The sequence below is a fragment of the Kitasatospora sp. NPDC059146 genome (assembly GCF_042786665.1).
Lineage (GTDB): Bacteria > Actinomycetota > Actinomycetes > Streptomycetales > Streptomycetaceae > Kitasatospora.
In genome coordinates, this window is record NZ_JBHZCY010000048.1 from 20,585 (window position 1) to 45,377 (window position 24,793).

At 75.1% G+C, this 24,793-nt stretch carries 20 protein-coding genes; 15 read left to right on the plus strand and 5 right to left on the minus strand.

Going from position 1 to position 24,793, the window contains the following annotated elements; translation table 11 throughout:
• Positions 1 to 81: 81 nt before the first annotated feature.
• Positions 82 to 2,217 (minus strand): UvrD-helicase domain-containing protein, encoded by a 2,136-nt coding sequence (locus tag ACFXPX_RS21265; protein ID WP_380642787.1) that lies wholly within the window; start codon positions 2,215 to 2,217, stop codon positions 82 to 84.
• A 225-nt stretch (positions 2,218 to 2,442) separates the two neighbouring features.
• Here ACFXPX_RS21265 and ACFXPX_RS21270 point away from each other — a divergent pair, with 225 nt between their 5' ends.
• Positions 2,443 to 3,885 carry a glyceraldehyde-3-phosphate dehydrogenase gene (locus ACFXPX_RS21270; protein WP_375894285.1) on the plus strand — a complete coding sequence of 481 codons (1,443 nt, stop codon included), beginning with the start codon at positions 2,443 to 2,445 and terminating at the stop codon, positions 3,883 to 3,885.
• 78 nt (positions 3,886 to 3,963) lie between these two features.
• Here ACFXPX_RS21270 and ACFXPX_RS21275 read toward each other — a convergent pair whose 3' ends face one another.
• Together ACFXPX_RS21275 and ACFXPX_RS21280 are read right to left on the minus strand one after the other, a co-directional pair.
• Positions 3,964 to 4,509, minus strand: coding sequence for a hypothetical protein (locus ACFXPX_RS21275; protein ID WP_375894283.1), 546 nt, complete (start codon positions 4,507 to 4,509; stop codon positions 3,964 to 3,966).
• Positions 4,510 to 4,920: 411 nt separating this feature from the next.
• A complete protein-coding gene (locus ACFXPX_RS21280) occupies positions 4,921 to 5,235 on the minus strand; it encodes a hypothetical protein (RefSeq protein ID WP_380526338.1) in 315 nt (104 codons plus the stop codon).
• 222 nt (positions 5,236 to 5,457) lie between these two features.
• Between ACFXPX_RS21280 and ACFXPX_RS21285 the strand changes: the two genes are divergently transcribed.
• The 3 genes from ACFXPX_RS21285 to ACFXPX_RS21295 are packed head-to-tail and all read left to right on the plus strand — an operon-like array spanning position 5,458 to position 11,369.
• On the plus strand, positions 5,458 to 6,510 hold the full coding sequence (locus ACFXPX_RS21285) for a hypothetical protein (RefSeq protein WP_380526336.1): 1,053 nt from the start codon (positions 5,458 to 5,460) through the stop codon (positions 6,508 to 6,510).
• Positions 6,511 to 6,564: 54 nt separating this feature from the next.
• On the plus strand, positions 6,565 to 8,436 hold the full coding sequence (locus ACFXPX_RS21290; RefSeq protein WP_380526334.1) for an HSP90 family protein: 1,872 nt from the start codon (positions 6,565 to 6,567) through the stop codon (positions 8,434 to 8,436).
• Entirely contained in the window at positions 8,436 to 11,369 is a 2,934-nt protein-coding gene (locus ACFXPX_RS21295; protein ID WP_380642756.1) for a hypothetical protein, read from the plus strand. Before ACFXPX_RS21290 ends, ACFXPX_RS21295 begins: the two co-directional genes overlap by 1 nt.
• A gap of 73 nt (positions 11,370 to 11,442) precedes the next feature.
• Here ACFXPX_RS21295 and ACFXPX_RS21300 read toward each other — a convergent pair whose 3' ends face one another.
• A complete protein-coding gene (locus ACFXPX_RS21300) occupies positions 11,443 to 12,753 on the minus strand; it encodes a carbohydrate-binding protein (RefSeq protein ID WP_380524229.1) in 1,311 nt (436 codons plus the stop codon).
• Positions 12,754 to 13,137: 384 nt separating this feature from the next.
• On the opposite strand from ACFXPX_RS21300, the gene ACFXPX_RS21305 reads away from it, so the two are divergent.
• The 5 genes from ACFXPX_RS21305 (at position 13,138) to ACFXPX_RS21325 (ending at position 16,999) form a co-directional block, all read left to right on the plus strand.
• On the plus strand, positions 13,138 to 13,338 hold the full coding sequence (locus ACFXPX_RS21305) for a hypothetical protein (protein ID WP_375894266.1): 201 nt from the start codon (positions 13,138 to 13,140) through the stop codon (positions 13,336 to 13,338).
• Positions 13,339 to 13,431: 93 nt separating this feature from the next.
• Complete coding sequence (locus ACFXPX_RS21310) at positions 13,432 to 13,959, plus strand: MauE/DoxX family redox-associated membrane protein (protein WP_380524231.1); 528 nt, start codon at positions 13,432 to 13,434, stop codon at positions 13,957 to 13,959.
• A gap of 63 nt (positions 13,960 to 14,022) precedes the next feature.
• The gene (locus tag ACFXPX_RS21315; protein WP_380524233.1) at positions 14,023 to 14,580 is read left to right on the plus strand and encodes a TlpA family protein disulfide reductase; all 558 of its coding nucleotides are present in this window, start codon (positions 14,023 to 14,025) and stop codon (positions 14,578 to 14,580) included.
• Positions 14,577 to 16,466 carry an ABC transporter ATP-binding protein gene (locus ACFXPX_RS21320; RefSeq protein WP_380642758.1) on the plus strand — a complete coding sequence of 630 codons (1,890 nt, stop codon included), beginning with the start codon at positions 14,577 to 14,579 and terminating at the stop codon, positions 16,464 to 16,466. Before ACFXPX_RS21315 ends, ACFXPX_RS21320 begins: the two co-directional genes overlap by 4 nt.
• A gap of 17 nt (positions 16,467 to 16,483) precedes the next feature.
• Entirely contained in the window at positions 16,484 to 16,999 is a 516-nt protein-coding gene (locus ACFXPX_RS21325) for a S26 family signal peptidase (protein WP_380642760.1), read from the plus strand.
• A gap of 52 nt (positions 17,000 to 17,051) precedes the next feature.
• On the opposite strand, the gene ACFXPX_RS21330 is transcribed toward ACFXPX_RS21325, so the two are convergent.
• A complete protein-coding gene (locus ACFXPX_RS21330) occupies positions 17,052 to 17,948 on the minus strand; it encodes a LysR family transcriptional regulator (RefSeq protein ID WP_380642761.1) in 897 nt (298 codons plus the stop codon).
• Positions 17,949 to 18,074: 126 nt separating this feature from the next.
• On the opposite strand from ACFXPX_RS21330, the gene ACFXPX_RS21335 reads away from it, so the two are divergent.
• The 6 genes from ACFXPX_RS21335 (at position 18,075) to ACFXPX_RS21360 (ending at position 24,768) form a co-directional block, all read left to right on the plus strand.
• A complete protein-coding gene (locus ACFXPX_RS21335; RefSeq protein ID WP_380642763.1) occupies positions 18,075 to 19,052 on the plus strand; it encodes a DMT family transporter in 978 nt (325 codons plus the stop codon).
• Positions 19,053 to 19,166: 114 nt separating this feature from the next.
• Positions 19,167 to 20,123: a GNAT family N-acetyltransferase gene (locus ACFXPX_RS21340; protein WP_380642765.1), complete on the plus strand. Its 957-nt coding sequence runs from the start codon at positions 19,167 to 19,169 to the stop codon at positions 20,121 to 20,123.
• Positions 20,116 to 20,904 (plus strand): aminotransferase class IV, encoded by a 789-nt coding sequence (locus tag ACFXPX_RS21345; RefSeq protein ID WP_380642767.1) that lies wholly within the window; start codon positions 20,116 to 20,118, stop codon positions 20,902 to 20,904. The genes ACFXPX_RS21340 and ACFXPX_RS21345 overlap by 8 nt, the downstream gene beginning before the upstream one ends.
• Positions 20,905 to 21,153: 249 nt before the next feature.
• The gene (locus tag ACFXPX_RS21350) at positions 21,154 to 21,627 is read left to right on the plus strand and encodes a hypothetical protein (protein ID WP_375894240.1); all 474 of its coding nucleotides are present in this window, start codon (positions 21,154 to 21,156) and stop codon (positions 21,625 to 21,627) included.
• Entirely contained in the window at positions 21,624 to 23,237 is a 1,614-nt protein-coding gene (locus tag ACFXPX_RS21355) for a multicopper oxidase family protein (protein WP_380642769.1), read from the plus strand. The genes ACFXPX_RS21350 and ACFXPX_RS21355 overlap by 4 nt, the downstream gene beginning before the upstream one ends.
• Before the next feature lie 172 nt (positions 23,238 to 23,409).
• Complete coding sequence (locus tag ACFXPX_RS21360) at positions 23,410 to 24,768, plus strand: DUF2252 domain-containing protein (RefSeq protein ID WP_380642771.1); 1,359 nt, start codon at positions 23,410 to 23,412, stop codon at positions 24,766 to 24,768.
• Positions 24,769 to 24,793 lie beyond the last annotated feature (25 nt).

The following is a 24,793-nucleotide window of genomic DNA, read 5'->3' on the forward strand; positions in this document are numbered from 1 at the left end:
CCTCGGCGGACGCGGGCCGGGACGCGCGACGGGACGCAGGCCGGGACGCGCGACGGGGCACCGGCCCGGCCCGGCCGGGGGTCAGCGGGCGAGAAGTTCGGCCGGGACGACCGGTTCGAGGAAGCGGCTGGCGGCGCCGTGCCAGGAGACGGCGAGGGCCTCGCGGGCGCGGGTGCAGGCCACGAACAGCAGGTTCAGCTCCCCGTTGAGGTCCTCCCGGTGCTGCTGCCGGTCGGTGTCCTCCGGGGTGAGCGCGTTGCCGTTGGGCACCATGGCGTCGCCGACGCCCACCACGGCGACGCAACGGAACTCCAGCCCCTTCATCCGGTGCATGGTGCCGATCCGCACGCCGGGGGCCGGCGCGCTGCCGAGCAGGTGGGCCGGGGTGCCGGCCTGCTCCAGCGCCCGGGCCGTGTCGCGGCCGAGTTGGGCGGTGCGGGTGGCGACGCCGATGTCCTCCGGGCCGACCCCCGAGGCGGTCCACGCCTCGATCCGGGCGACCAGGGCCCGGAGCTCCTCGTCCTGGTCGGCGTGGCCGCGCGCCTCGGGCTGGGCGCCGTGCAGGGTCGAGTGGTAGCCGGCCAGCGACTCCTCGCCGCCGTCCAGGTCGTCCGGGCGTTCGCCGGTGAGCAGTGAGGCGGCCCAGCTCAGGATCTCCTGCGTGGTGCGGTAGTTGACGCGCAGTCGGGAGGAGCGGCCGACCACCTGGATGCCGAGCGAGCGCAGCGAGACCTTGTTGCCGTAGATCCGCTGGTGGGGGTCGCCGGCCAGGAACAGGTCGTCCGGTCCGGGGGCGGCGAGTGCGCGCAGGAAGCGCCACTGCGCGGGGTGGAGGTCCTGCGCCTCGTCGACCACCACGTGCCGGAACGGGCGTTCGTCCCGTTCGTCGAGGGACCGGGCGGCGTGCGCGCAGACCTGGAGGAAGGTCCGCTCCCCGCTCTGCCGCAGCTCCTCCTCGAACGCGGCCACCGTGCGCCACAGTTGGGCGCGTTGCAGCGGGCCGAGCGCGGTGCCCCGGCCGGTCCGGGGGGCCTTGAGGTACTGCTCGGGGCTCTCGATCGCCTGGGCCAGGACGACCTGCCGCCACTCCTGGTCCAGGAAGACGTCGGTGAAGTCGACCCCGAGCCGCTGCCCGACCCGGCGCCAACGGGCCAGCACCGCCCGCTGGTTGAACAGGATCTTCAACGGGGCGCCGCCGAGCGAGCGGCGCAGCACCTCGTTCGCCAGGGCGTCGACGGTGACCACCCGGACCTTGGCCCGGATCCGCCCGTCGGTGATCAACAGGCCCAGGCAGCGCTCCAGTTCGGCGGCGAGGTCCTTGGTGTAGGTGGTGAGCAGCACCGACCCGTCGGGGGCGTCGGCGGGCAGCCGGCGGGCCAGGTGGTAGGCCCGGTGCAGGGCGACCACGGTCTTGCCGGTCCCGGGGCCGCCGGTGACCCGGGCCGGGCCCTGGTACGAACCCCGGTAGGCGATCCGGTACTGGGCCGGGTGCAGGAAGATCCGCCAGGCGTCGAAGGGGCGCTCCAGGATCTCCTGGAGCTCCTCGGGCCCGGACACCAGGGCGACCCGGCCGCGGGCGTGGGCCATCGCCGAGACCAGTTCGTCCCCGGGGCGCCCGGTGCCCGCCGGGTCCGCCGCCCGCGCGTACGCCTGGACGATCTCGCGGTCGATCTCGGCCGGTTCCATCCCGCTGGCCAGGCCGATCAGCACGTCGAACTGCTGCTCCGGCAGGACCCGGTGGAGCGCCTCCAGGTGCGCCTCGTCGGGCAGCAGGCGGATGATCGGCAGGATCTCCTCCTCGATGCCCAGGCTGCGCAGGACCTTGTCGGAGCGGTCGGCGAAGAGCCGCTGGGGTTCGTCCGAGGCCCGGGCCCGCAGTGAGGCGGAGGCGCGCTCCAGGGCGACGTCGTTGCGGATCTCGACGCCCTGGGTGGCGGCGTTCACCGAGGCGCGGTGCTTGAGCGCCCAGTCGTTGGCCTTGTCGTGGGGGAGCACCTTGAGCAGCAGGTAGCCGTCGCCCCGGTCGGCCTTGAGGACGACCCCGCGCCAGAAGTCGGTGATCCGGATGGTCCGGATGCGCGGGTCCCGCTGGTGGGTGAGCTTCTCCAGGTGGGTGCCGGCGTGGGTGGCCCCGGTGAACTTCTCGAAGGTCTCGAAGACCCGCCGCTGCACCGACCGCTCCAGTGCCGCGAACTCCATCAGGAAGTCCCGGTGCATCCCCAACGTCGCCACCCGGGCCCCCTCACGCCTCTGTCCGGATCTTCGGTGTGCCCACTCTACTGGGGGACTTGGAGGTGGCGGTGGTCACCTCCGGGGGCGGGGAGGCGGGGGAAAGCGCAGGTCGCAGGGGTGGGGCGGAGCGGCGGGGGAGGGACCGGCCGTCGGGCCGGAAGCGGGCGAAGCTACCATGTGCGCAACACCCTCAGCTCGAAAGATGGACTTGTGACTGTCAACGACGACGTGTTCACGGACTGGAAGAACCGCGAGGAGATCGCGGAGTCGATGATCCCGATCATCGGGCGACTGCACCGGGAGAAGGACGTCACCGTCCTGCTCCACAGCCGTTCCCTGGTGAACAAGTCGGTGGTCAGCATCCTCAAGACGCACCGCTTCGCCCGGCAGATAGCCGGCGAGGAGCTCTCGGTCACCGAGACGATGCCGTTCCTGGACGCCCTGACCACCCTGGACCTCGGCCCCTCGCAGATCGACCTGGCGATGCTCGCCTCGGCCTACCGGGCGGACGACCGGGGCCTGTCGGTGGCGGAGTTCACCGCCCAGGCCGTCGCCGGTGCCACCGGTGCCAACAAGCTGGAGCGCCGGTCCGCGCAGGACGTCGTGCTGTACGGGTTCGGCCGCATCGGCCGGCTGGTCGCGCGGCTGCTGATCGAGAAGGCCTCGGGCAACGGCCTGCGGCTCAAGGCCATCGTCGTGCGCAACGGCGGCGGCGACGACCTGGTCAAGCGCGCCTCGCTGCTGCGCCGGGACTCGATCCACGGCCAGTTCCAGGGCACGATCACCGTCGACGAGGCGAACAACAAGATCGTCGTCAACGGCAACGAGATCACGGTGATCTACTCCAACGACCCGAGCGAGGTCGACTACACGGAGTACGGGATCAAGGACGCGATCCTGATCGACAACACCGGCCGGTGGCGTGACCGCGAGGGCCTGTCCAAGCACCTGCGCCCCGGCATCGCCAAGGTCGTGCTGACCGCCCCGGGCAAGGGCGACGTCCCGAACATCGTGCACGGCGTCAACCACGACATGATCAAGCCGGACGAGCAGATCATCTCCTGCGCCTCCTGCACCACCAACGCGATCGTCCCGCCGCTCAAGGCGATGGAGGACGAGTACGGCGTCGTGCGCGGCCACGTCGAGACCGTCCACTCGTTCACCAACGACCAGAACCTGTTGGACAACTACCACAAGGCCGACCGTCGCGGCCGCTCGGCGCCGCTGAACATGGTGATCACCGAGACCGGTGCCGCCTCGGCCGTCGCCAAGGCGCTGCCGGACCTCAAGGCGAAGATCACCGGCAGCTCGATCCGGGTGCCCGTTCCGGACGTGTCCATCGCGATCCTGAACCTCCAGCTCAAGCGGGAGACCACCCGCGAGGAGGTGCTGGACCACCTGCGCGGGATCTCGCTGACCTCGCCGCTCAAGCGGCAGATCGACTTCACCGACTCGCCCGACGCGGTGTCCAGCGACTTCATCGGGTCGCGGCACGCCTCGATCGTGGACGCCGGTGCGACCAAGGTCGACGGCGACAACGCGATCCTCTACCTGTGGTACGACAACGAGTTCGGCTACTCGTGCCAGGTGGTCCGGGTCGTGCAGTACATCTCGGGCGTCGAGTACCCGACGTTCCCGGTGTCGGCGGGCTGATCCGGCGGTTGACCGGTTTCGACGGGGCGGTGACCTTCTGGTCGCCGCCCCGTCGGCGTCGGGGTGGGGGAGGGGCCGTCAGGCCTTGGCCAGCCCCGCGTCCGGGACCTTGCCCGACTGCGCCTGCTCGATCCGGTTGACCAGCATCACGGCGAACCGCCGGGCGGCGGGCAGGTCCACCGGCCCGCCCTCGGTGGTCACGCTCGCCACCACGGTGCCCGAGCGCACCACGATGCTCACGCCGTCACCGTCCGCCAGCGGCCCCACGAAGGCCTGGCTCTCGCTGCCCACCGCCGGAGCCTCGACCTTCTTGAACGGCCCGACCGGGTAGGAGGCGTACGTCTCCTTCGCCCGGCTCTTCGCGGCGTCCCGGCTGGGCAGGGTCTCCACCAGGAAGCGGGTCACCAGGTCCCCCGAGGAGAACCGGACCGACCCGCTGAGCGGCTTGCCGCTGCACGGGGCCGAGGCCGTGCAGGTCACGGCGTGGTCGGCGGTGTCGACCTTGCGCTTCTCCTCCTGCCACCCGGCCATCGCCTTGGCGTCCGGCAGCACCTGCCCGACCACCTTGTCGTCCAGCAGCGGAGCCTCCAGGTCCGCGCTGGGCGCCGCCGCCGGCGCCGTCACCCCGCCGCCCGCCCCGGCCGCGGGCGCCGAGGCCCCGGCGGACCCACCCGGCGAGGGGGCCCCGGCCGCCGTCGGTGCCGACGCCGTACCGCCCGGGGCCGACGCCGTACCACTGGGGACCGCAGCGCCCGCAGCCGTCGAACCGGGCGTCCCCGCAGCCCCCTTGGCCGCCTCCGCCCCTCCGGACGAACACCCCGCCAGCACCCCGGCCAACACTCCGGCCGCCACCACGACGGTGACCCGCCGACCACCCATCCCCATGCGCCCACTCCCTTACGGCTGTCCGTGAACCCTCAAGATAGCGACCCCCCTGCACACGAACGGCCCCGGCCCGGGTCTCACGAGCCACCCCCGGCCCCACGACAACGCGGCGAGGTGCGTGCCCCGGCGTCGCGCGCCCGGCGGGAATCGTCAGACACGCCCCAGGGCGAGCAGGGTGTCCAGGGCGCAGTGGGGCACCAGCCAGCCGGGCAGCGGGCCGGTCGGGCCGGTCGCGGCGGCGCAGGCGGCGGTGAGGGCGGCCTCGGCGGCGAGCAGGCCGTCGGCGAGGACGAAGGCGACGCCGTCCACCGCGTCCGGTCCGACCAGGATCCGGGTGTGCTCGATCCGGGCCCCGGCGGGCAGGCCGCGGGTCAGCCCGTCCCGGACGGCCTCGGGGGAGGGCGGGTGCGGGGCCGGGCGGTCGGGGCGGTCCGGGGCGCGGAGGTGGAAGCGAATGGCGTGCACGTGACCCAGCCTGACGGATCGTCGGCGCCGACGGCACCCAGCCCGCTGTCAGAAAACTGTCAGGCAGCAAGATGTCACCCGTTCCCGGGCTCCGGCGCCCCCGGCTCCGGGCGGCGCTGGGCTGGGCAAACGGATGTCGGTCGGCCGTGATATGTACTCACCTGGGGCGGTCACTGTGCGGCCGTGCGATTGATGCCGATGATGTTCGAGGGGGCCACACACATGCCGCTGTTCCGACGCCGCTCGGGCGGGGAGGGCGAGCCCGGCGCGCAGGACCGCGCCGGTCGGCGCGGGTTCGGGCTGGGCCGGCGGGCCGCCTCGGCGGCGTCCGGGCCGGCCGCCGGCCCGGGGTCGGCGCCGCGGCTCGACCCGGCGTTCGGCGACGAGTCCGTGCGGGTGCTGCTCGGGCAGGCCGCCGCCGGGGACTGGACGGCGCTGCGCCCCGCGCTGGCCGCCGCGACCGGTGCCGAGCTGACCTTCCTGGTCGGCGCGGTCTCCGACGTCGCCGGGGTCGAGCAGTGGACGGCCCGCGCGGTGGCGGACGCCCCCGGCGACGCGCTGCCGCTGCTGCTCTCCGGCGCCCGGCACGTCACCTGGGCCTGGGAGGCGCGCAGCGGCGCCCGGGCCAAGCACGTCGGCGAGGAGCAGTGGAAGCTGTTCCACCAGCGGCTGGACGTCGCCGAGGAGCAGCTGCTGGAGGTCGCCGAGCGGGAGCCCGGCTGGCTCGCCCCCTGGTTCTTCCTGCAGATCAGCGCGCGCGGCGCCTCGCTCGGCGAGGAGGTCGCCACCGCCCGCTTCGAGGCGGCGGTGCGCCGGGAGCCGGGGCACCCGGGCTCGCACCGCCAGCGCCTGCAGCAGCTGTCCGCCAAGTGGGGCGGCTCGCACGACGCCATGCACGGGTTCGCCCGCTCCTCGATGCTGGCCGCCCCCGAGGGCAGCCCGCTGGGCGAGCTGGTGGCGCTCGCCCACCTGGAGCGCTGGCTGGACCTGCCGGACGGCGAGGACCACGCCTACCTGTCCGGCCCCGCCGTGGTGGCCGAGTTGCAGGAGGCCGCGTTCCGCTCCGTCCTCCACCCGGACTTCGTCCCGGACCGCGGCTGGCAGTCGAGCTTCAACACCTTCGCGATGGCCTTCTCGCTCGCCGACCAGCGCAAGACGGCGCGGCTGCTGTTCGACGCGCTGGACGGCACGGTCACCGAGTCGCCCTGGCACTACCTGGCCGGCGACCCGGTCAAGGCCTTCCGCGCCCACCGGGACCGCTGCGCCGCGTACTGACCCGCGCCCCCCGTACGTCACCCCTTCCGCATTCCGCGACCGAAAGAGCCTCCGGTGTCCCCAACCGACAACCCGACGAGTGCGCACACCTTCCAGGTGGACCTGCGCGGCCTGGTGGACCTGCTCTCCCACCACCTCTACTCCAGCCCGCGGGTCTACCTGCGCGAGCTGCTGCAGAACGCGGTGGACGCGATCTCCGCCCGCCGCGCCCTCGACCCCGGGGCGCCGGCCGCCATCACCGTCCGGGCCGACGACGGGCTGTCCGTCACCGACACCGGCATCGGCCTGACCGAGCAGGACGTCCACACCTTCCTCGCCACCATCGGCCGCAGCTCCAAGCGCGACGCCGACGGCGGGCTGGACGGCGACGGCCTGGCCCGGGCCCGCGGCGACTTCATCGGCCAGTTCGGCATCGGCCTGCTGGCCTGCTTCGTGGTCGCCGACGAGATCACCGTGGTCACCCGGCACGCGGGCAGCCCGGACGCGCCGGTGATCGAGTGGCGCGGCCTGTCCGACGGCAGCTACACCATCCGCACCCTGCCCGCCTCGGCCAAGCCCGAGCCGGGCACCACCGTCACCCTCGCCCCGCGCGCCGACGCCGCCGAGTGGACCCGCCCCGCCCGGGTGCTCACCCTGGCCCGGGACTTCGGCAGCCTGCTGCGCCACGACGTCACCGTGATCGACGCCGACGGCACCGAGCACGCGGTCAACCGCACCCCGCCGTGGGCCGAGCGGCACGGCTCCCCGCTGGCCCGGCGCGACGCGCTCGCCGAGTACTGCCGGAGCACCTTCGACTTCGTCCCGCTCGACACCATCGAGCTGGACCTCCCGCTGGTCGGCCTGCGCGGCGTCGCGTACGTGCTGCCCGACGCCGCCCCGCCCTCGCGCCGCCACGGCCACCGGGTGCACCTCAAGGGCATGCTGCTCTCCGACCAGGCCGACGAACTGCTGCCGGACTGGGCGTTCTTCGTCCGCTGCGTGGTGGACACCGACGGGCTGCGCCCGACCGCCTCGCGCGAGGGCCTGTACGCCGACGAGACGCTGGCCGCCGTCCGCGACGCGCTCGGCGCCCGGATCCGCGACTGGCTCACCGGCCTGTCCGCGAGCGACCCGGCGCTGCTGCACCGCTTCCTCTCCGTGCACCACCTGGCCGTCAAGGAACTCGCCCGCTACGACGACGAGTTGCTGCGGATGATGCTGCCCTGGCTGCCGTTCGAGACCACCGACGGCAACGTCACCCTGGACGAGTTCGCGCGCAGCCACCCGGTGGTGCTGGTGACCCGTACGGTCGAGGAGTTCCGCCAGGTCGCCCCGGTCGCCGGCGCGGCCGGGCTCGGCGTAGTCAACGGCGGCTACACCTACGACCGGGACCTGGTCCACCGGCTGCCCGAGATACGCCCCGGCGTCTCCGTCTCCGACCTCGACCCGGGCACCGTCACCGCGCACCTGGACACCGTCGACCCGGCCGCCGAACTGGCCGCCGCCACCTTCCTGGCGATCGCCCGCGAGGTGGTCGGCCGGTTCGACTGCGACGTCGCCCTGCGCAGCTTCCACCCGACCAACGCGCCCGCCCTGCTGCTCGACAACCGGGAGGCCCGGCACGAGCGCACCCGCGCCCAACTCGCCGACGAGGCCGACGGGTTGTGGGCGGACATCCTGGGCTCGCTGCGCGCCGAGGCGCCCCGCGCCCAGCTGGTGCTGAACCACCTCAACCCGCTGGTGCGCCGCGCCGCCGGCGTCACCGACCACGACCTGGCCGTCACCGCCGTGGAGGCGCTGTACGGGCAGGCCGTGCTGATGACCCGCCGCCCGCTCAAGGCCAGCGAGTCGGCGCTGCTGAACCGTTCGTTCATCAGCCTGCTCGACCACGCGATGCTCGGCCACGAGGCGGCCGGCCCGGACCACGACGGCCCGAAGGGGGCGTGATGCTGGACACCCCCGGCGCGGTGATGGCCGCGCTGCGCGAGAACGACGCCCGCCCGTATGGCCGCACCCGCACCGTCACGGCCGAGGAACTCGTCGACGCCGCCGAACAGTTCGAGGACACCGAGGTCCGCTCGATGGCCCTGCTCGAACTCATGGAGGCCTACGAGTACGACGGCGAGAGCAACAAGAGCCCGGTCGTCTTCGCCCGCATCCTCAAGCTGTGGGACCAGGACCCGGACGGCTTCGGCGACTGGGCCGCGCAGCAGGTGTTCTGGCGTTTCAAGTGGGTGGCCGGCTCGCTGCGGGACAACCCGGACGTCCCGCTGCCCGCCGTCGAGCGCTGGCTCACCGAACTGCGCGACCGCTACCGGGCGGCCGGCCACGGCCTCCAGCCGTACTACGCCCAGCGCTACCACCTGGCCCGGCACACCGGCGTCGGGGTCCAGGACGCCTACGAGCTGTGGACGGCCCGCCCGCGCACCGAGCTGAGCAACTGCCACGCCTGCGAGACCCGCGCCCGCGCCCGGCACTTCCTCGACCTCGGCGAGGACGCCCGCGCCCTGGAGACCCTCGTCCCGGTGCTGAGCGGCCGCAGCAGCTGCGCCGAGGAGCCCTGCCTCAGCCAGTCCGTCGCGCTGCTGCCGCTGCTGCGCCTGGGCCGCCTCGACGAGGCCCGCTCCACCCACCTCACCGGCTACCGTGCGGCCCGCGGCAAGGCCTCCATGCTGGCGGCGGTGGCCCGGCACATCGAGTTCTGCGCGCTCTCCGGCAACGAGCCGCGCGGGCTGGAGCTGCTCGCCGAGAACCGCGACCTGTTCGCGGTCACCGGTGAGCCCGGCGCCCGGCTGGACTTCCTGACCGGCGTCGAGGTGCTGATCGCCGCCCTGGCCGCGGCCGGCCACGGCGAGCTCGCGGTCAGCGGCCCGGCCGGCCGCGGCTGGACGGTCGACACCCTGCTCGCCCACCTGCGCACCGAGGCCGACGCCCTCGCCGCCCGCTTCGACGCCCGCAACGGCACCGACACGGTCGGCGCCGCCCGGCGGGCCCGGCTGGCCGTCCGGCCGCTGCTGGCCGAGCCGCTGGCACTGGGCGTACGGGCGGTCGCCGCATCGGAGTTGGCGGGCGCGGCCCCGGCCGTGGCCCCCGCGCCGCGGCGCACCGTCGAGGCCGTACCGGAGGACTTCGCCGCCCTGGTGCTGCGCGCCCGCGAGCTGGAGCTGCTCGGCCACCCGGACGGCGACCGGCTGTGGAAGCGGGTCGCCGAGCGGGCCGCCGCCGCGGACTTCACCCACCCGGAGCACGCCGAACTCGGCGGCCCGGAGCGGCTGCGCGCCGAACTCGCCGAGCAGCGCGCCCACGAGGCGCTGCAACGGGACGACCACGCCGAGGGCGCGGCCGGCCTGCTGGCGGCCGCCGAACTGTTCGAGCGGGCCGGGCTGCCCGGCCCGGCCCTGATGGTCCGCACCCGGACGCTGATCGTCGAACTCGGCGAGGTCGAGGGCGCGGTGGCCGACTGGCCGGCGCTGGACGCCGCGTCGGCCCGGGCCGAGGAACTGCACGCCACGGGCGACATGACGGACGACGACTACCTGATCGTCCTGCAGTCGCTCGCCTACGCCGCCCACCACGACCTGGTCGAGGCGCTGCCCGAGCCGTCCGCCGGGACGACCGCGCGCTTCGAGGCGGCCGTCGGCGGCTACCGGCGCGCGGCCGTCGAGCTGGGCTCGGCCCGCCGGGCCGCGACCTCCCGGCAGTACCTCGCCGACGCCGCCGCCCGGCAGGGCCGGTCGGCCGAGGCGGCGGCCGAACTGCGCGAGGTGCTGGCCCAGTTGGAGGCGGCCGAACTGCCCTGGCACACCCCGCGGGTGCTCGGCCTGCTCGGCCAGGTGCTGCTCCAGGGCGGCGAGCCCGGCGAGGCGGTCGAGGTGTTCCACCGGGCGCTGGCCGAGGCCGTGCGCTGGGGCGACGACGCCTACCCGTACGCGCCGACGTACATGCTGCTCGGCCACGCGGCCATGCAGGTCGAGGACTTCGGCGGGGCGGTCCGGGCGCTGTCCGAGGCCGCCGCGCGCTTCGACCGGCTGGGCGCCGGGGCGGTCGAGGACGCCGCCCGGGTACGGCTGCAGCTCGCCGACGTGCTGCGCGGCACCGGCCGGGACGCCGACGCGGTGGCCGTGCTGGAGTCCGTCCTGGACGCCTCGGCCTCGACCGCCGGCCTGGACGCCCGGATGGTCGCCCAGGCCCGGCTGGACCTCGCCCGGGGCCTGGTCGAGCTGGAGGAGTACCGGGACGCCGCCGAGGAGTACCTGCGGCTGGCCGAGCTGGTCGCCGACTGGGAGGACCAGGAGACCCACACCATGGTCGCCTGCGAGGCGGCGCTGACGCTGGCCCGGGCGGGCAGCTGGGACGCCGCCGAGGCCGCCCTCGGGCGGGCCCGGGAGGCGCACGAGGAGGCTCCGCAGGTCGACCAACTGGCATCGACCCTGCGGGAGTTGGCCCAGCTCACGGTGTGCGAGCGGGGCGGCCCGGAGTGGCTGGACGCCGCGCTCGCCCTGCTGGCCGAGGCCGACGCGCTGGGCGAGGCCGCCGAGCGGGGCGGGCAGCAGTACACCGCCTGGTACCTGCGCGGCGGTTCGCACTACGCCCGGGCGCGCTGCCTGGCCGTCGCCGACCGCTTCGAGGAGGCGCTCGCCGAGGCCGAGCGGGCCGTCGAGGTCTACGGCGAGCAGGGCGAACCGGCCGGGGCGCCGCAGCCGGAGTCGCTGCGGGCCGAGTCGGTCCGGCTGGCCGCGCTGATCGAGGGCGGCGACCTCGACCGCCCGAAGGCCGCGGTGCAGCGGCTGACCGCGGCGATCGCCCGCGCCGAGGCGGCCGGCCTGACCGAGGCGCCGCGGGTGCTCGCCGAGCTGCGGGGGCGGATCGCGGGCGACTGAGCCGGGGCGTCACCGGTACCGGAAGAGGGGCGGGCGTCCTGGACGCCCGCCCCTCACCGCTGTTCCGGCGGGGTCAGCAGGGGCCGTCGTCGCCCCAGACGCCCCACTGGCCGCTGGCGCTCGGTACCTCGTTCAGCGTCCACCACTTGGCGTGGTAGTTGTGGCCGTTGTACGAGACCTTGGCGCCCGCGGTGTACGTGGTGCTCGCGCTCCACGCCGGGGCGGTGCAGGTGCCCGGGTTGCCGGTGGGGCTGCCGGTCGGCGTGCCCGGGCCGGTGGGCGGGGTGGTCGGGGGCGTGGTCGGCGGGGTGGTGGGCGGGGTCGCCCCGGCGAACTTCACGGTGTACTTGGTGAAGTCCCAGTCGCTCTGCGCCACGCTGGAGCAGGAGCCGGACAGGCCCGGGTCCACCGGCCCGGTGCACTGGCGGTCCCGGTTCACCGACCAGAAGGTGTAGCGGGCCAGGCCGTGCGCGGTGGCGAAGTCCAGCACGCTCTGGAAGTCGGCCTGGCGGAAGTACTCGGCGGCGTCGGTGCGGCCGTTCATCATCGACACGCCCTCGTGGGCGTACGCGGTGGCCTCGCTCCAGCCGAAGGTGGTCTGCAGGATCTGGTTGAACTTCACCAGCGCGTCGGTCTGCGCCGCGGCGCCGTTGAAGCCGCCGTCGAACGGCATGATCGAGTAGTTGTTCGGCGTGAAGCCCTGCGACTTGGCCTCGTTGAGCATCTGGGTGCCGAACCAGCCGGTGCCGGCGTTGGTCCCGGCCGTGGTGATCGAGACGTACAGGCCGGGGTTGTTCTGCTGGAGGATCCGGGCCGCGCCGATCTCGTTGTGGATGGCGGCGGTGTTCTCGTACTCCGGCTCCTCCAGGTCGAAGTCGATCGCCTTGAGGCCGTACTTGGTGATGACCTGCTGGTACCCGGCGGCGGTCGCCTCCGGGGTGCCGCAGACCTGGCCGAGCTTGGTGCCGCCGTACCCGCCGACCGACACCGAGACGTCCCCGCCCTTGCCGCGGATGGTCTGGATGACGGCGGGCATGGCGGTGTCGGAGTCGATCGAGGAGGTGCCGCCCCAGGCGGGCGAACAGTTGTTGCCCTGGGCGAGGACGAAGGCCAGCTGGAAGGCCTTCTGGCCGGTGGCGTCCATCACGGCGGCGGCGTCCGGCGGGCTGTTGTCCTCGGGCATCAGGTACGGCGCCGAGGCGTACCAGTTGCTGCCCAGGCCGGCGGCGGTGGTGCCGGTGGTGGAGGCGGAGGCCGGGCCGGTGCCGGCCAGGGCGGCGAAGCCGCCGGCGACCAGGCCGAGCACGCCGGCCACGGCGAGGGCGGCCCGGGATCTGCGGGTGGTCGGTGCGGTGCGTGGCTGTGGGGGAAGTACGCGGTGCATCGGGGGGCCTTTCCGGGAGGCATGCGTGGGGGAGGGCCCGTGCGCGCCGGAGGTGGGGGTGGCGCGGGCAGGCCGAACTGTCCCGGGGCGTGGGGTGGTTGCCCAGAGCTCCCACTGGTATAGACCTTTCCCGGAGGGTCGGTCAAGGGTCCGGTCGAGGGCCCGGCCGGGCGGGGGCGGGCGCGGGTGTGGCGGAGGCGCGACGCAGGCGTGACGGCGGCGGAGCGGGGCCGCGGAAAGGGAATCGGCTCGTCCGGATCAAAGCTCGATGATCCTCGAATTTGGTCTAGACAGGTTCTCGAACGGTCGGTTAGCTTTCGGACCACGAGATCTCGTGGGTAACCGCACAGCCTCTCCAGTCCACCTTCCCGAGCGGAGGAAAAAATGGTTCAGGCGATTCTCAACCTGGTCGACCGGGCGGTTTCCGGCGGACGCAAGGCGCAGGCCGCCGACGCGTATTGCCAGTGCCCGGCCGGCACCACCACCAACTGCGTCGGCGAGACGCTCTACGTCCGGGAGTGCTGCTCCTGGAACTGTGCCGTCGCCCCCAGCTGCATCACCTACGCGATCGTGGGCGGCTGCTGACCCGACCGGCTCGGCCGACTGATCCGGCCGGCTGACACACGGCCGCCGGTGTCCCCGCCCTGCGTCGGCGGGGGCACCGGCGGAGGGGGAGTCATGACCGCATACCTCTTGCTCGGCTGCCGCGCCGTCATCGCGGTGGTGTTCGCCCGATCCGCCTGGGCCAAGCTCCGCGCCCGCCGCGACTTCCGGTCCGCGCTGCGCGCGATGGCCGTCCTGCCACCCCGGCTGACCGGCGCCGCGGCGATCGGCGTACCGCTCGCCGAAGCCCTCCTCGCCCTGCTGGTCTGGGTGCCCGCACCCGTCACCAGCTGGGCCTTCGCCGCGACCGGCGGACTGATCGCGCTCTTCGCCGCCGTGCTGGTCCGGCTGCTGCGGCGGGGCGCCGACGTCTCCTGCCCCTGCTTCGGGGCCTCCGGCGTACCCGTCACCCGGGCGCACGTGGCGCGCAACCTGGTGCTGCTCGCCGTCGCCGCGGCGGGCCTCGTCGCGGGCGCCGCACCCGACCCCGGCAGCGGTCCGGGCACGGCCGGGGCGGCGGTGGTGCTGCTGGCCGCCGGCTTCCTGAGTGCCCTGATCATCGCCACGGACACCCTGATCGAGCTCTTCTCGACGGCCCGCTGAGCCGCCGCACCGAGTCACCACCTCCCCGCATCCCCGCAATCCGGAACGAGGCGCGAAACCGTCATGTCCACGCTTTTCATCGTCCTCATCGGCGGCATTTCCCTGGTCAATCTGATGCTGACCCTGGCGCTCGCCCGGAAAATCAACAACAACGGTTCGTCGACCTCCTTCGGAAATGTCCGGGTCGGTGTTTCCATGCCCGAGAACCGACTTCCCGACGGCACCCCGGTACCGGAATTCCGGGCGGTTTCGGAAACGGACGGAGAAGTCACCCGGGCGGACCTCGCCGGGGCGCCGGCGGTGGTCGGCTTCTTCTCCGGCAGCTGCGGACCCTGTCTGGAGCAGGCCCCCGACTTCGTCAAGGCGGTCACCGGCTTCCCCGGCGGCCGCGGGCGGGTCCTGGCCGTGGTCAAGGGCAGCGGCCCGGTGGTCGCCGAACTGCGCACCCTGCTGGAGCCGGTGGCCCGGGTGGTGGTGGAGCCCGCCGGAGCCCAGCCCGGCTCCACCGCCGAGGCGTTCGGAATCGTCCGCTGGCCCAGCTACGTCGACGTCTCCGCCGACGGCCGGATCACCAACCACCTCGCCCCGGGCGAGCTCGTCCTCCCGACCGCCGCGCGATGAGCACCCCCTGGTCCGCCGACCCCGGGGCCGAGCCGCCCGGGGCCGGCCGGGCCCTGCGCTCGGCCCTGGCCGCCTGCGCGCTGGCCTGGCGCTCCGGCCGGGCGGCCCTGCTGCTCTCGCTGCTCTGCGGGGTGACGGCCGGTCTGCTGCCCGCCGTCGCCGCCCTGCTGGTGAGCCGGCTGTTCGACCAGCTCGGCGGCGCCGCCCCCGGCTCGCCGCCCGGCCCGGCCGCCGGCTCGCTGACCGGCACCTGCCTGCTGCTGATCGCGGCCGGTCTCGGCCTGGCGCTCGCCCCCGCGCTCAGCGAGTACACCCGCGCCCGCTCCGGGCGGGCGATCCGGCTGCGGGTGCAGGAGGAGCTGTTCCAGGCCGTCAACCGGCTGCCCGGGCTGCGTCCCTTCGAGGACCCGCGGTTCCAGGACCGCCTGCGGCTCGCCCAGCAGGCCGGCGGCGCCGCCCCGGACATCCTGGTCGGCGCGGCCTTCGGCAGCCTCCAGGCGCTGATCACCGTGCTCGGCTTCCTCGGCACCGTCTTCGTCGTCGGCCCGCTGCTCGGCCTGCTCACCCTGCTGCTCACCCTGCCCCTGGTGCGCAGCCAGCTGGCGGCCGGGCGCCGCCGGGCCGCCGTCCTCGGCGAGACCATGGCCCGCAGCCGCCGCCAGTCCTTCTACGGCAGCCTGATCGCCGACGTCGACGCGGTGAAGGAGATCCGGCTCTTCGGCCTCCAGGACTTCCTGCGCGGGCGCGCCCGGCGCGAACTGCTGGCCGTCAACGGCGCGGAGGAGCGGACCGACCGGCAGAACCTCGCCCGCCGGCTGCCCGCCTCGCTGCTCGGCGTCGGCGTCTACGCGCTCGGCCTGCTGTGGGCGGTGCGCGCCGCCCGGCACGGCGAACTCTCCCTCGGCCAGGTCTCGATGTGCCTGGCCGCGGTGGCCGGCATCCAGACCGGCGTCGGCCAGCTCGCCGCCGGCGGCGCCTCCGCCTACCAGGCCGCCCTCACCTTCGACCACTACCGGGCGCTCGGCCAGGCCCCGCCCGACCTCACCCCGGCCGCCGACCCGCGCACGCCCGGTGCGCTCACCGGCACCGTCGAGTTCCAGGACGTCTGGTTCCGCTACCACCAGGACGCGCCGTGGATCCTGCGGGGCGTGGACCTGACCCTGCGGGCCGGCGCCGTCACCGCCCTGGTCGGCCTCAACGGCGCGGGCAAGAGCACCCTGGTCAAGCTGCTGTGCCGGCTCTACGACCCGGACCGCGGCCGGATCCTCTGGGACGGCGTCGACATCCGCGCCTTCCGGCCCGAGGAGTACCGGCAGCGGATCGGCGTCGTCTTCCAGGACTACTGCCGCTACGACCTGACGGCGGGCGAGAACATCGGCCTCGGCCGGCTCGCCCACCTCGACGACCCGGACCGGATCACCGCCGCCGCCCGCGCGGCCGGCATCCACGAGCGGGTGCAGCGCCTCGACGGCGGCTACGGCGCCCTGCTCAGCCGGATCTTCCTGCCGGAGGGGACGGACGCCGGCTGGGGCCGCTCCCTCTCCGGCGGGGAGTGGCAACGGCTCGCCGTGGCGCGGGCGTTCATGCGACGCGACGCCGACCTGATGATCCTGGACGAACCCAGCGCCGGGCTCGACGCCGCCGCCGAACAGGAACTCCACGACAATCTGCGGGAGTTGCGCCGGGACACCGGCAGCCTGGTGATCTCGCACCGGCTGAGCACGGTGCGCGAGGCCGACCTGATCGTGGTGCTCGGCGCGGGGCGGGTGGTCGAGGAGGGGACGCACCGGGCGCTGATGGCGCGCGGCGGCCCGTACGCGGAACTGTTCACGCTGCAGGCGTCCGGCTACCAGGACGCCGCCGTACCGGCCCCGTCGGCCGGCTGACCGGAGGAGGCGGAGCGATGCGGCTGTTCCTGGTGCTCGCCCTCGCGGGGCTCGCCGCCGCGGCGGCCGGACTGGTGCTGCTGCGCACCGCGCTGTCCGTGGTCGTGGTGGCGGGGCCGAGCATGAGCCCGGCGCTGCGGCCCGGGCAGCGGGTCCTGGTCCTGCGGCGCGGCCTGGCCCGGCTGCGGGCGGGGCGGATCGTGGTGGTCGCCCCGGCCGGGCTCGCCGCCAGGGGTGGCGGGGCGGTGGGCGGCGGGCTGGCGGGTGACGGCCCGGTGGGCGGTGGTCCGGCGGGTGACGGCCCAGCGGCCGCCCGGCCCGTCCGGCTGCTGGTGAAGCGGCTGGCCGCGCTGCCCGGGGAGCCGGTGCCGCCGCCGGTCCGCCCGGTGCTCCCGGCCGGCACCGTGCCGGGCGGGCACGTGGTGCTGCTGGGCGACAACCCGGATTTCAGCACCGACTCCCGGCTGTGGGGCGCGGTGCCCGCGGACCGCGTGGTCGGGGTGGTCCTCGACCGGGTACGGCTGCGGGGCTGAGCGTCGGCCCGGACAGGTTCGCTCAGGCCGGGTTCGCTCGGGCCGGGTTCGCTCAGGCCGGTGCGGCCACCGTCGGGAGCAGGCCCGCCCGCACCCCGGCGAGCAGCCCGCCGACCGCCGGGGACCAGGGGCGCCCGGTCGGCCCGGTGAGGGTGAGGGTGCGGTGCACGGCGGGCCGGATCGGCACCAGGACGCACTCCGGCGGCAGCATGGTCACGGCCAGCGCGGGCATCACCGAGACGCCGACGCCCGCGTGGACCATGCCGATCAGGGTGTTGAGGTCGCGGATCCGGTGCCGGGGCGTGAAGCGGGTGCCGGCCCGCCGGTAGGCCTCCCGGATGTGGCGCTCGCAGCCGCCCTCCGAGAGCAGGAAGTCGTCGTCCTCCAGCTCGCCGACGTGGACGGTCGGCCGGCCGGCCAGCGGGTGGTCCCGGCGCAGCAGCGCGTGCATCGAGTCGGCGCCGAGCGCGACCGCGTCGGGCGGCAGCGGCCCGGCGTCGACCAGGACGGCGGCGTCCACCGTGCCCGCCTCCAGCCACGTGGTCAGTTCGACGTCCTCGCCCTCGAAGACCCGCACGGTGACCTGGGGGTGCGCCGCCTTCCAGTCCCGCAGCAGCCCGGGCAGCAGGGCCTGGCAGACCGTGGTCGGCGCGGCCAGCCGCACGGTGCCGGTGAGGCCGCCGCAGTGCCGGGTCGCGATGGTGCGGACGGCCGCCGCGGAGGCGACGGCGGTGCGGGCGTGCGGCAGCACCTGCTCGCCGAGCGGGGTGGGGCGGCAGGGGGCGCCGCGCCGCAGCACGGGGGCGCCGAGCGCGCGTTCCAGGGCGGCGACGGCGTGCGAGACGGCGGACTGGCTGATGCCCAGTTCGTCGGCGGCCGCGCCGAAGCCGCCGGTGTCGGCGACCGCGACCAGCGCCCTGAGCTGGGCCAGGTTGACCTCCGGTGCCATGAGACTTCCTTATCCCCCAAGCATCGTCACTTGTTGGACTCATGTTCCGTCGGTGGGCCACCCTCTGTCCAGAACGCGGGAACGGGCCGCGCGGCGGACACGGGAACGGACGGGGAGGTGGTCGGGGTGCGGCGCTGGTGGCCGGGCTTCGTGGCACTGTCGGCGATCTGGGGCGCCAGCTTCGCCCTGATCAAGGTGGCGGTCGACGCGGGGGTGCCGCCGGTGTGGGTGGCGCTGTGGCGCAGCCTGCTGGGCGCCGCCACGCTCTGGGCGGTCCTGCTGCTGCGCGGCGAGCGGGCCCCGCGCGACCGGGCCCTGTGGGGCCACTCGGCGGTCGTCGCGGTGCTGCTCAACACGGTGCCGTTCACCCTGTTCTCGTTCGGCGAGACCAGGGTGAGCTCGGTGCTCGCCGGAGTGCTGAACGCGACCACCCCGCTGTTCACCCTGCTGTTCACGGTGCTCACCGTCCCCGAGGAGCGCCACCCGGGAGCCCGCCGGCTGGCCGGCCTCGGGCTCGGCTTCGTCGGCGTGCTCACCGTGCTCGGGGTGTGGCGCGGCCTCGGCCCGGGGGCGGGCGCCGGCGCCCTCGCCTGCCTGGCCGCCGCGTGCTGCTACGGCGCGGGCTTCGCCTACCTGCGCCGCTTCCTGTCCGGCCGCCCGGAGTCGGTCACCACCCTCTCCGCCGTCCAGATCACCTGCGCCACCGCCGAACTGGCCATGGTCGCCCCGCTCGCCGCCGGCGCCCCGCACTGGCCGGGCGGGTCGGCGGCCACCGCCCTGCTGGTGCTCGGCGCGCTCGGCACCGGGCTCGCGTACCTGCTCAACCTCGGCCTGGTCCGCACCGCCGGGACGGCCGTGGCCTCCGCCGTCACCTACGTCATGCCGCTCTGGTCCACCGCGCTGGGCGCCGCCCTGCTCGCGGAGCCGGTCGGCTGGAACGCCCTGGCGGGCGGCGTCCTGGTGATCGCCGCCGTCGCCCTCACCCGCCCGCCCAGGACCCCGGCGGCCGCGCCCGCCCCGTCGGGCACCCCCGCCCCGTCGGGCCGGGCCGTCCGGACCACCAGCGCGGCGCCGGGCGGGGCGACCCGCCGCCCGGCCGGGTGACTCCGGCCGCTCCACCCCCTGCGCCCTGGGTCTCGGCCCCGCCGCGCGGTCGGGCTGACGTTCGGTGGCCGGTGGATTACGGGTCGTGCCCGGAGGGCCGCTAGGGTGGCCCCCGTGGTGAGGTCGTGGGATGCGGCGGTCGAGCGGGCGCAGGACCGGTTGGCGGCGGGGGTGCGGTTGCGGGCCATCGCCGACGGGGAGGAACGGCGGTTCGCCCGCTGGGACTTGGCGTCCCTGCTGGAGGGCGGTCCGGGCGAGCTGGTGGACCCGGACGGGCTGGACCTGCCCGCCGAACGGACCTGGCGGGAGCGGCTCGGGGAGAGCGGCCGGGACTGGCCGGGCGGTGAGCTGTACCGGCGCCGGTACTGGATCCTGGACGCGCGGGGCGAGGTCGCCGGGACGGTCGCGGTGGACAACTGGACCAAGGGCCCGAGCCAGCTCGCGGTGTCCTCCCTCTACCTGCGGCCGCAGGCGCGCGGGCAGGGGCTGGCCGCCGCCGCGCTGGACGAGGTGTACGCGGCGGCCACCGCCGAGGGCCTGCCGGGCTTCCGGCTGGAGGCGCACTGGGGCTGGCAGTCGGCGGTCCGCTACTACCTGCGCCGCGGGCTGTGGGTGGTGGGCTGGAAGCGCTCGCTGTCGTTCGCCCGGATGCCCCAACTCCCCTCGCACCGGGTGCGGGAGGAGGACGGACGGCTGCTCCTGCTGGTCGCGGACCGGCAGCGCGGCTGGGTGCCGATACTGGCCGCAGGGCAGGAGGGCCGCTGGCTGCGGCTGGACGAGACGGCGCACTACCGGGGCTGTGACGGCTGGGTGCACGAGTACGCCCGGTCGACGCTGGCGCTGTACCTGGCGCTGGCGGGCCGGCCGCTGGTGCGCGGACCGCAGTGGTGGGCGGAGGCCTGGCGCTGGGCGGAGGCGGGCGAGCCGGAGGGCCTGGCGGCCAGGATCGAGGAGTTCGAGCGGACCGAGCGGGCGGCGGGCCGTGCCGTGGCCGGGCCGTACCGCCCGGTGGTGCTGCCGGAGGCGCCACCGCTGGTGTCGCCGCGGCTGGCAGACTCGGGGGATGGCTGAGATCGAGATCGACGGCGCGCCCGCGGACCCGGCGCGGCTCGCCGCGCTGGGACTGCTCAACTACGGGCACTTCACCACCCTGCGGGTCGAGGCGGGCGCCGTCCGCGGTCTGGAGCTGCACCTGGACCGGCTGGTCCGGGACTGCCGGGTGCTGTTCGCCGCCGAGCTGGACCGGGCGGTGGTCCGGGAGCGGATCCGTGCGGCGCTGCCGTCCGACGGCGGGCCGGGGATCGTCCGGGTGACCTGCTACGACCCGGCGCTCGGCCTGGAGCGCCCCGCCGCCCCGGCCGCCCCCGTCCTGCTGGTGACCGCCCGCCCGGTCGGCGCCGCGCAACCGGCCCCGCTACGGGTGCGCACGGTGGCCCACCGGCGGGAGCTGCCGGCGGTGAAGCACGTCGGCCTGTTCGGCCTGGTGCACCACCGCCGCGCGGCCCAACTCGCGGGATACGACGACGTGTTGCTGACCGACGGGGACGGCCTGGTGACCGAGGGGGCGACCTGGAACGTCGCCTTCCTGGCGGGGGAGCGGCTGGTGCTGCCCGCCGGCCCCGCGCTGCCCGGCGTCACCGAGGCGCTGCTGAGCGGTGCGTACGACGGTCCGCGGTCCCGCGAGCCGGTCCGCGTCGACGAGCTGGCGCGCTTCGACGCGGCCTTCGCGCTGAACGCGGGCGTCGGCCTGCGGCCGCTCGCTGCCGTCGACGGCACCGCCTTCGACCCGGACCACCCGCTGCTCGCCGACCTGCGCGCCGCCTACCTCGGGATCGCCGCCGACCCGGTGTAGGCGTTGGGCGGGTGCAGGCGCCGGGTGGGCGCGGACGGCGGTTCGACGTGGGCGGCGGGCCGGGGCGGACCGGGGGGCCGGGGCGGGCCGTACGAGCGGATCGCCCGAACGGGTGACAAACCTCGGGTGAACCGGTGCAAAGGCGCGGCCGACCTGCCCAAAACCCTTGGGTGCGGCCGTTTGTGAGGTGAGATCAGCTACGCTCTCGCCCGCCCCGCCCGAGCCGTCGAAGCAGAGAGTAGCCACCCCATGAGCAGTCCTCCTGCCGCCCCCGCGCCCCGTTGGCCGCTGGTCCTCCTGCGCGCCACCGCCACCACGCTGGCGCTGCTGGCCCTGCTCCAGGCCATGCTCGCCGGCAGCTTCCTCAACGGCACCTACGACTCCCTCAAGGACCACGAGGACAACGCCATGCTGCTGGCCACCGTGGTGGTGCTCCAGCTGGTGGCGGCCGCGCTGGTGCTCCGGCCCGGCGGCGGGCCGCGCTGGCCGCTGTGGACCACCGCCCTGCTCGCCGTCGCCGTGACCGGCCAGATCGGCGCGGGCTACGCCCGGTCGATCGGGCTGCACGTCACCCTCGGCGTGCTGCTGGTCAGCGGCATCCTGTTCGGCCTGGTCGGCGCCTGGCGGCTGCCGCTGCCAGCCCGGGCGGCCCTGCCCGAGCCGGGCCCGGACGGCGGCGGACGGCTGCCGCGCCCCGGCGGGCCGGTGGCGGTGGAGCGGTGAACCGCCGCCGGTTCCTCGGCCTCGGCGCCTCCGTGCTCGGTGCGGGCGCGGTGGCCGCCGTCGCCGTGCCGTCGGCGGCGTACCTGTTCGCGGAGGGCCGCCCCGGGCGGCTGCTCGGCAGCGACCTGGCCCTGCCCGCGGCCTTCCAGGTCCCGCTGCCGGTGCCGGCCGTGCTCCAGCCGGTGCGCAGCGACGACGGCGGCGACCACTACGAGATCACCCAGCAGGTCGCGAAGCTGGAGATCCTGCCCGGGGTGCGGACCGAGGCCTGGACCTACGGCGGGACCTTCCCCGGTCCGACGGTGGTCACCCGCTCCGGCCGGGCCGCGGTGGTCAAGCACCGCAACCAGCTGCCGGTGCCCTCGGTGGTCCACCTGCACGGCGGGCACACCCCGGCGGACAGCGACGGCTACCCGGTCGACCTGCTGCTGCCGGTCGGCTCCCCCGACCCCGCCGCCTCCGCGATGGACGGCATGGCGGGGATGGCGGGGATGGCGGGCATGGCGGGAACGCCGGGGATGGCGGGGATGCGGCACATGAGCGGCCACACCCTGGTCGGCGAGCGCACCCACACCTACCCGGGCAAGCAGCGCGCCGCCACCCTCTGGTACCACGACCACCGGATGGGCTTCACCGGCCCCGGCGTCTGGCGCGGCCTGGCCGGGTTCCACCTCGTCCAGGACGACGAGGAGGCCGCCCTGCCGCTGCCCCGCGGCGAACGCGACCTCCCGCTGATGCTCGCCGACCGCTCCTTCGCCGCCGACGGCTCCTTCAAGTACCCGGCCGCGGACGCCTCGTCGACCAAGCCGGGCGTCACCAACGACTTCATGAACGGCGTCCTCGGCGACGTCATCCTGGTCAACGGCGCCCCGTGGCCGCGCCTGGACGTCGACCGCGCGCACTACCGGCTGCGCCTGCTCAACGCCTCCAACTGCCGGCTCTACCGGCTCGAACTGGACCCGCAGCCCGCCGGCGGCGACGCGCTGGTCCAGATCGGCTCCGACGGCGGACTGCTCCCCGCCCCGGTCACCCACGACGGGATTGAGATCGCCCCCGCCGAGCGCTTCGACGTGGTCGTCGACTTCTCCCGCTACCAGCCGGGCACCCAGGTCCGCCTGGTCAACCGCTTCGGCAGCGGGCGGACCACCGAGGTGATGCGCTTCGACGTCTCCTCCCGGGCGGTGGACGACGGCGCCACGGTGCCCGACAAGCTGTCCACCGTCGAGCAGTTGGACCCGGCCGCGGTCGTCGCCACCCGCGACTTCGCCTTCCGGCGCAGCGGCGGCGACGGCTGGACGATCAACGGCGACCCGTACGAGCCCGGGCGCAGCCTCGCCGCCCCCGCCCTCGGCCGGGTCGAGCGCTGGCGCTTCTCCACCGACGTGCACCACCCCGTGCACGTCCACCTCGACCCCTTCCAGGTGGTCGCGCGCAACGGCAAGGGCCCGGGCCCGTGGGACGCGGGCTGGAAGGACACCGTGGACCTGCGGCCGGCCGAGACGGTGGAGGTGCTGGTGCGGTTCGGCGACTACGCGGGGACGTACATGCTGCACTGCCACAACCTGGAGCACGAGGACATGGCGATGATGGCGGACTTCACGGTGGGCTGAGCCCTCCCCGTCCCGCCCCGCCCCGCCCCGCTGGGGTGTCCCTGTTCCCCCCGGTTCGTTCCGGCTCCTCCGTTCGGCCCAGTGCCGGAGGGCGCGCGCCGCGCCCTCCGGCACGCTGGTCCCAGCGCCGCGCCGACGGGTGCGGCCGCCGGGTGACGGACGGAGCCGCCGCATGACCACCCCCGCCGAACGCCGCCGTACCGGCCGGGCCGCCCGTGAACGGGTCTCCCGCTCCGAGCACGGCCGGTGGATCCCGGCCGCGGACCGGCCCGATCCGCTCGGCCTGCTGGAGGCCCAGGGCGCGGACCGGGTCGCCCGGCTGCTGCCGATCCGCTACGGGCGGATGGCCGACAGCCCGTTCGGCTACCTGCGCGGCGCCGCCGCCGTGATGGCCGCCGACCTCGGGGCCGTCCCCGACACCGGGCTGACCGTCCAACTCTGCGGTGACGCGCACCTGTTGAACTTCGGGGTGTACGCCTCGCCGGAACGCGCGCTGCTCTTCGACGTCAACGACTTCGACGAGACCCACCCCGGGCCCTTCGAGTGGGACGTCAAACGCCTCGCCGCCAGCATCGCGGTCGCCGCCCGGGACCGCGGCCAGGACGACGACCGCGCCCGGCGCGCCGCCCGCACCGCCGTCCTGGGCTATGCCGCGGCGATGCGCCGGCTGGCCGGCCTCGGCGAACTCGACGTCTGGTACAGCCGGATCGACACCGCCGACCTGCTGGCGCTGGTCCGCAGGACCAAGCGGCGCAAGGCCGTCGAGGCCGGCCTCGACCGCGCCCGGCGCCGCACCAGCCTCCAGGCCTTCGGCAAGCTCACCGAGGAGCGCGACGGCCGGCGCCGGATCGTCAGTGCGCCGCCGCTGGTCGAGGAGCTGGAGCGGAGCGAACTGCGCGGCGTCGGCAAGGTGTTCAGCGACTACCGGGCCACCCTCGCGGAGGACCGGAGGGTCCTGCTCGACCGGTACCGCTTCGTCGACGCGGCGATGAAGGTGGTCGGCGTCGGCAGCGTCGGCACCCGCTGCTACATCGTCCTGCTGGAGGGCCGGGACACCCGCGACCCGCTGTTCCTACAGCTCAAGGAGGCCGGCCGGTCGGTGCTGGAGGACCACCTGCCGCCCACCCGGCTGGAGGCCGAGGTCGCCGCCCACCACGGCGGGCGCCGGGTGGTCACCGGGCAGCACCTGATGCAGGCCGCCAGCGACATCTTCCTCGGCTGGACCACCGGCCCCGCCGGGCGGCACTTCTACGGCCGCCAACTGCGCGACATGAAGGGCTCGGTGGAGGTCGACACGATGACCGCGTCCGGCCTGCGCGCCTACGCCGACCTGTGCGGGCGCGCCCTCGCCCGGGCCCACGCCCGCACCGGCGAACGCCTCGCCGTCGCCGGCTACCTGGGCGGCGCCGACACCTTCGCCGACGCCGTCGCCGACTTCGCCCTGCACTACGCGGACCGGACGGCGGCCGACCACCGGGAACTGGTCGAGGCGATCGCCTCGGGCCGGATCAGGGCCACGCGGGGGGTGTGAGGGCGAAGAGGCCGCCCGGCCCGAC

Bases quoted from the DNA above. Each gene is read 5' to 3' on its own strand.
- ACFXPX_RS21265 (WP_380642787.1), bottom strand. From the start codon at position 2,217: ATGCACCGGGACTTCCTGATGGAGTTCGCGGCACTGGAGCGGTCGGTG.
- ACFXPX_RS21285 (WP_380526336.1), top strand. From the start codon at position 5,458: ATGCCGCTGTTCCGACGCCGCTCGGGCGGGGAGGGCGAGCCCGGCGCG.
- ACFXPX_RS21295 (WP_380642756.1), top strand. From the start codon at position 8,436: ATGCTGGACACCCCCGGCGCGGTGATGGCCGCGCTGCGCGAGAACGAC.
- ACFXPX_RS21300 (WP_380524229.1), bottom strand. From the start codon at position 12,753: ATGCACCGCGTACTTCCCCCACAGCCACGCACCGCACCGACCACCCGC.
- ACFXPX_RS21305 (WP_375894266.1), top strand. From the start codon at position 13,138: ATGGTTCAGGCGATTCTCAACCTGGTCGACCGGGCGGTTTCCGGCGGA.
- ACFXPX_RS21310 (WP_380524231.1), top strand. From the start codon at position 13,432: ATGACCGCATACCTCTTGCTCGGCTGCCGCGCCGTCATCGCGGTGGTG.
- ACFXPX_RS21315 (WP_380524233.1), top strand. From the start codon at position 14,023: ATGTCCACGCTTTTCATCGTCCTCATCGGCGGCATTTCCCTGGTCAAT.
- ACFXPX_RS21320 (WP_380642758.1), top strand. From the start codon at position 14,577: ATGAGCACCCCCTGGTCCGCCGACCCCGGGGCCGAGCCGCCCGGGGCC.
- ACFXPX_RS21325 (WP_380642760.1), top strand. From the start codon at position 16,484: ATGCGGCTGTTCCTGGTGCTCGCCCTCGCGGGGCTCGCCGCCGCGGCG.
- ACFXPX_RS21330 (WP_380642761.1), bottom strand. From the start codon at position 17,948: ATGGCACCGGAGGTCAACCTGGCCCAGCTCAGGGCGCTGGTCGCGGTC.
- ACFXPX_RS21345 (WP_380642767.1), top strand. From the start codon at position 20,116: ATGGCTGAGATCGAGATCGACGGCGCGCCCGCGGACCCGGCGCGGCTC.
- ACFXPX_RS21350 (WP_375894240.1), top strand. From the start codon at position 21,154: ATGAGCAGTCCTCCTGCCGCCCCCGCGCCCCGTTGGCCGCTGGTCCTC.
- ACFXPX_RS21360 (WP_380642771.1), top strand. From the start codon at position 23,410: ATGACCACCCCCGCCGAACGCCGCCGTACCGGCCGGGCCGCCCGTGAA.